The 3,875-nt window shown below is 66.4% G+C and carries 4 protein-coding genes; 3 read left to right on the top strand and 1 reads right to left on the bottom strand.

Going from position 1 to position 3,875, the window contains the following annotated elements; translation table 11 throughout:
• Positions 1-1,411 (bottom strand): solute carrier family 23 protein (locus Q1V87_RS01820; RefSeq protein ID WP_300590604.1); only part of this gene is annotated, 1,411 nt, incomplete at its 3' end.
• Positions 1,412-1,537: 126 nt separating this feature from the next.
• On the opposite strand from Q1V87_RS01820, the gene Q1V87_RS01815 reads away from it, so the two are divergent.
• From Q1V87_RS01815 to Q1V87_RS01805, 3 genes are all read left to right on the top strand, one after another.
• Positions 1,538-1,912, top strand: a complete 375-nt coding sequence (locus Q1V87_RS01815; protein WP_292707164.1) for an SHOCT domain-containing protein — start codon at positions 1,538-1,540, stop codon at positions 1,910-1,912.
• Positions 1,913-2,035: 123 nt separating this feature from the next.
• Positions 2,036-2,794 (top strand): potassium channel family protein, encoded by a 759-nt coding sequence (locus Q1V87_RS01810; protein WP_300590603.1) that lies wholly within the window; start codon positions 2,036-2,038, stop codon positions 2,792-2,794.
• Positions 2,795-2,830: 36 nt separating this feature from the next.
• A partial coding sequence (locus Q1V87_RS01805) for an AI-2E family transporter (protein ID WP_300590602.1) occupies positions 2,831-3,875 on the top strand: 1,045 nt, incomplete at its 3' end.

Genomic DNA, 3,875 nt, shown 5'->3' with positions numbered 1-3,875 from the left:
TGCCGGCGGCGCCGACGCTCGCCTTGACGGCCCCGACGAAGCTCGCGGCGTTCGCGAAGAACAAGGGTGCCGCAAGCCGCAGGATCACCACGCCGGGAGCCGTGGTCGTGCCCGGCTCCGCCGTCTCGAGGATCGCGCCGCCGTCCTCGGCCCCGGCGAGAACATCGACCGGTGCGGATGCCGCGCGTCGCGTGACATTGATCAGGGCAAGAACGAACGCAACGGCGATTCCGGCAATGGTGCCGACCAGGAGCGTGACGGCGAAGCAGACTGCAGCCACCACGAACTCGCCCCGCTCGACGCGCCAGAGCCGCGTCAACTCGCGAATGCCCAGCAGCGGAAGGATGGCAACAGCCACAACCGCGCCGATGGCCGGTGAGGGGATGAGCGCGAGCGCTGAGGTTCCGAACAGCAACAGCAGGAGTGTCCCGGCTGCTGTCACGAGCGAGGGCAGCTGGGACCGGGCACCGGCCTGCTCCATTGCGGCGCTGCGCGAGGTTGAAGACCCGATGGCGAAGCTACCGCTTGCCCCGCCCGCAATGTTGGTGAGACCGAAGGCGAGCAGGTCCCGATTGGGGTCGGTGCGATAGCGATGCCGCTCGCCATACGAACGCGACAGCAGCAACCCCTCGGCCACCGTGACCAGGGTGAGCGCGAGAGCCGACGGAACGAGGGCTATCCAGGTCCCCCAATCCAGGATCGGCCAGGTCAGGGTGGGCAGGCCACCGGTCACCTCGCCCAGCACATCGACCCCCGCCTGGTCGGCGTCGGTGATCGATACGACGACCGTCGAGACCACGATCACCACGAGCGCCCACGGTGCCACCCGGAGCCAGCGCCTGCCCACCAGCAGGATCACCAGCGACCCCGCCGAGATGCACAGCGCCCACACGTTCAGCTGGGGAAGCCCCTCGACCAGTTGCACGAGCTTTTCGATGAACTCGGATCCGGACGCGATCGGCACCCCCAGCATCTTCGCGATCTGCGACACCAGGATGTCGAGGGCAAGCCCCGCGACGAAGCCGACGAGGATCGGCGCCGAGAGGAAGTTCGCGAGGAACCCCAGCCGGAACACCGCCATGACGACGAAGGCGATGCCGGAGATGATCGCCTGCGCCATAGCCATGACCAGGTACTGATCAGACCCGGCGACCGCGAGCCCCCCGACAGATGAGGCGACCAGCGCAGCCGCCGCAGCGTCAGGGGAGGCGACGACGTGGCGTGAGGAGGTCACGGCAACGAAGATGATCGTCGGCACGATCAGTGCGTAGAGTCCGGCCGTCGGAGGCAGCCCCGCGATCTGGGCGTATCCGATGTTCAAGGGCACGGCGATCGCAAGCAGGGTTACTCCCGCGAGCAGTTCCCGGCCGACGGAGCGGGCGGTGAGGCCGGCGAGAGGTCTGATGGTCACGTCGCGAGAGTCTACGAGCGAGCGCCAGTTCGCGATTCACCCCGGAAGGGTGATGTGCCTCACTCCCCGCGGCCCGAAGGTTATTCAGGCGCGATCGTCGCGCCGACCATGGAAGGACCCCACCCGATGAACTTTTGGGAATTCATCATCTGGATGCTCTGGGCGTACGTGTTCGTCGCCTATCTGTTCCTGCTCTTCTCGATCCTCGCCGACCTCGTGCGCGACCAGAACCTGGGCGGCTTCGCCAAGGCAGTTTGGATCATTTTCCTGATCTTCGTGCCCATCCTCACTGCGCTGATCTACCTCATCGCGCGTGGAAAGGGAATGGCTCAGCGGAGTGTCGCACAGGCTGAGGCAGCGCGCCGGGAGACTGACGCGTACATCCGGTCAGCAGCCGGCGCGAGTGCGACGGACGAGATCGCCAAGGCCGCGCAGTTGCGCGACGCCGGCACGATCACGGCGGACGACTTCGAGAAGATCAAGGCGAAGGCACTCGCCTGAGCTCGACCCAGCGGCGCCCCGCGGCATCCTCACCCCTGCTGGTGGGGAACTGTCGCGGCGGCGCCGTTGGACGTGCGGCTCGTCAACGCCAGGCCACGCCGTGAGTCTCACTACTCTCAGATCATGACCGAAGAACGCTGGCAACGACTGACCTATTGGCCCCTGGTGGTGGCATCCTTCGCCTTCATCGTCGCCTACTCGTGGCAGGTGATCGCCAACCTCCAAGGGCCTGACTACGCCATCATGCGGGCCATCATGGCCGTGACCTGGGTGATCTTCGCGATCGACTATCTGGTCCGGCTCGGGCTGGCTGCGAAGAAGGGTGCGTGGTTCCGGGGTCATCTGTTCGACCTCGCGGTCGTGGTCTTGCCCGTTCTCAAGCCCCTCCGGCTGGTTCGCGCGATCACCGAGATCCAGAAGATGTCCAAAGGTGACCAACTACGCGCCCAGGCAGCTGTCCTCGCAGGCGGAACTGTAGCCATCCTCATCTGGATCTGCTCGCTCGCGGTCCTGGACGTCGAGCGCCCCGCGCCCGGGGCGAACATCCTCAACTTCGGTGACGCGATCTGGTGGGCATTCGTCACGGTCACGACCGTGGGCTACGGGGACCTGTACCCCATCACGGCCTGGGGCCGGGTCGTCGCCGTCGTGCTGATGTCAGTGGGAATCGGCGTCGTCGGTGTCGTCACCGCAACAACCGCGTCCTGGTTCGTCGAGCGGGCCGCGACGGTATCGGGAAGCGACGATCAGGAAACCGCGACCCGTGGCCAGGTTCGTGCTCTCTCGCGGCAGGTCGAGGCTCTGGTGAAGGCTCTTCCACAGGATGCCGAGAAGACCCTTCCGCACCACCGCGAGGCCGAGCCGCCTCAGACCCCCTCATGACGGCCGGTTCCGAGGGCGGCGCGGTAACCTGACGCCGTGAGTTCCGCCCCGCCCTCCGAAGTGCCCTCGAGCTCGTCGCCGATGCTGCGGGTGCTGATCGGCCTGGCGGCGGCTGTGGTCGTCCTCGTCGGGCTTTCCTGGGCCCGGGAGATCGTCGGCCCGCTGGCGCTCGCGGCAGTGATCGTGATCATCTGCCATCCCCTGCAGGGGCTGTTGCGCCGGCGCGGATGGCCGATGTGGACCGCCACGACCGCCGTCATCCTGCTCGCGTACGTGATCCTGACCGCGATGGCGCTTCTCCTTCTGTTCGCGGGAACGCAGTTCGCGCGCCTCGTCGTCAACTACGTCGCGCAGCTGCAGACCACGGTCGATGGGATCGAGCAGTGGCTCGCCGATATGGGCTGGGACCGGCAGGCTGCCGACACCCTCGCGTCCTTCCTCGAACCCTCGCGCCTGCTCAGCGTGGCGACATCGGTGTCGGGGATGGTCGTCGGGGTCGCGATCGGGTTGTTCTTCGTGCTCGCCTACGTCATCTTCATGGCCGCAGACGCTGCCCGGTACAACCGACTCCGGGCTGTCTTCGGTTCCGCGGTCGACGGGACACTCGCCCGGGTTCGCACCTTCACGGTCGGAACCCGGCGCTACTACATCGTCAACGCCATCTTCGGTGCGATCGTCGCCATCATCGACGGCATCGCGCTCGCCGCAATCGGAGTACCGGCGCCGGTGGTCTGGGCGATCCTGGCATTCGTCACCAACTTCATCCCCAACATCGGGTTCATCCTCGGCCTCATTCCGCCAGCTGTTCTCGCGCTGGTCGTCGGGGGGTGGCCGCTGTTTCTGGCCGTCATCGCGATCTACTGCATCGTGAACGTCGTGCTGCAGGTGCTCGTCCAGCCGAAGTTCGTTGCGGATGCCGTCAGCCTCAGCCTCACGCTGAGTTTCTTCTCGGTGATCTTCTGGACGTTTGTGATCGGTCCGCTCGGGGCGATCCTGTCGATTCCGCTGACCCTGCTCGTGCGTGCGCTGATTCTGGAGGCCGACCCGAACGCGCGGGTCTTGCGGTGGCTGAGTGGAGATC

Source organism: Microbacterium sp. (assembly GCF_030149085.1).
In the GTDB taxonomy this organism is placed as follows: Bacteria; Actinomycetota; Actinomycetes; order Actinomycetales; family Microbacteriaceae; genus Microbacterium.
The sequence above is the reverse complement of the archived record's forward strand: the minus strand, read 5'-3'. Positions and strand labels throughout refer to the sequence as shown.